The sequence below is a fragment of the Streptomyces pathocidini genome (assembly GCF_001418495.1).
Classification (GTDB): domain Bacteria; phylum Actinomycetota; class Actinomycetes; order Streptomycetales; family Streptomycetaceae; genus Streptomyces; species Streptomyces pathocidini.
This window is the reverse complement of sequence record NZ_LIQY01000696.1, coordinates 1-1,302: the sequence shown is the minus strand read 5'-3', so window position 1 is coordinate 1,302 and position 1,302 is coordinate 1. Positions and strand designations below refer to the sequence as shown.

The following is a 1,302-nucleotide window of genomic DNA, read 5'->3' as shown; positions in this document are numbered from 1 at the left end:
CGCGTACGCTGCGCCGTATGACGGAGATCGACATCGACAGGGAGCCGCCGAAGGTCGCGGTGGTCACCGGGGCGGGCTCGGGCATCGGCCGGGCGGTGGCGCTCGAACTCGCCCGGGCGGGCTGGTCGGTGGCGCTCGCGGGCCGCCGCACGGAGGCGCTGGAGGAGACGGCGCGGCTGGCGCGCGAGGACGCGGGGGGACTCGAAGGCGCGGCGGTGCTCGAAGGTGCGCCCGCACTGCCCGTACGGACGGACGTCACGCGGCCCGAGGACGTGGCCGCCCTGTTCCGAGCGGTACGGCAGCGGTTCGGTCGGGTGGACCTGCTGTTCAACAACGCGGGCGGCTTCGGCCCGGCCGTACCCCTGGACGAGCTCTCCTACGAGGACTGGCGGTCGGTCGTCGACACCAACCTGACCGGCGCGTTCCTGTGCGCGCAGGCCGCGTTCCGGCTGATGAAGGAGCAGGATCCGCGCGGCGGCCGCATCATCAACAACGGCTCCATCTCGGCCCACACCCCGCGCCCCCGCAGCGTCGCGTACACCGCGACCAAGCACGCCGTCACCGGCCTGACGAAGTCGCTGTCGCTGGACGGCAGGGCGTACGGGATCGCCTGCGGGCAGATCGACATCGGCAACGCGGCGACGGAGATGACGGCGCGGATGCGGACGGGGACCCTCCAGGCGGACGGGAGCCTGGCGCCGGAACCGGTCATGGACGCGGCCGACGTCGCCCGTACGGTGCTGCACATGGCGTCCCTCCCGCTGGAGGCGAACGTGCAGTTCGCGACGGTGATGGCGACGGCGATGCCGTACATCGGACGTGGCTGAACGCGACCGTTTGTAGCGCTAATTCAACCGAGTGAGGGACGGGTGGGGTGATCGCCCACCACGGGCAGTAGCGACGCGCTACTTTGCGGCATGCTCTCCAGGCACGACGTCCCCTCCGGGGAGGGGCGATCCAGCACCCCCGAGAAGTGCGAGCCGGCGACGACGGAGTCGCCCGGGTTCGCGGCGGACTCCGCAACGAGGCCCGCGCCCGAGGGGACCGCTCCCCCGCCGGCCGGCACAGCGGTCTTCTGGCCGGAGGCGGCGGTCGAGCCGCCGGAGCGCCCGACGGCTCCCTGGCCGAGCCCTGCCGCGGCCTCCTCGCCGGGAGCCGCGTCAGGGGTCACGCCGGGGGTTGCGCCGGGGGTTGCGCCGGGGATCGCGGCCAACAGGGCGCCGGTGGCCGTCACTTGGCCCTCCCCGCAGCCGGGCAACCCGGAAGCGGAACAGGACGCGGCAGTCCTCGCAACCTCCATGC

The 1,302-nt window shown here is 73.6% G+C and carries 2 protein-coding genes; one reads left to right on the top strand and one right to left on the bottom strand.

What is annotated here, in order from left to right; translation table 11 throughout:
- Window positions 1-17: 17 nt before the first annotated feature.
- Window positions 18-827 (top strand): SDR family oxidoreductase, encoded by an 810-nt coding sequence (locus AOK16_RS24570; protein ID WP_055474290.1) that lies wholly within the window; start codon window positions 18-20, stop codon window positions 825-827.
- A 23-nt stretch (window positions 828-850) separates the two neighbouring features.
- Here AOK16_RS24570 and AOK16_RS24565 read toward each other — a convergent pair whose 3' ends face one another.
- Window positions 851-1,234 (bottom strand): hypothetical protein, encoded by a 384-nt coding sequence (locus AOK16_RS24565; protein WP_157859345.1) that lies wholly within the window; start codon window positions 1,232-1,234, stop codon window positions 851-853.
- Between the last annotated feature and the right edge of the window lie 68 nt (window positions 1,235-1,302).

Coding starts and splice junctions, on each gene's coding strand:
- AOK16_RS24570 (WP_055474290.1), top strand. CDS start 18: ATGACGGAGATCGACATCGACAGGGAGCCGCCGAAGGTCGCGGTGGTC.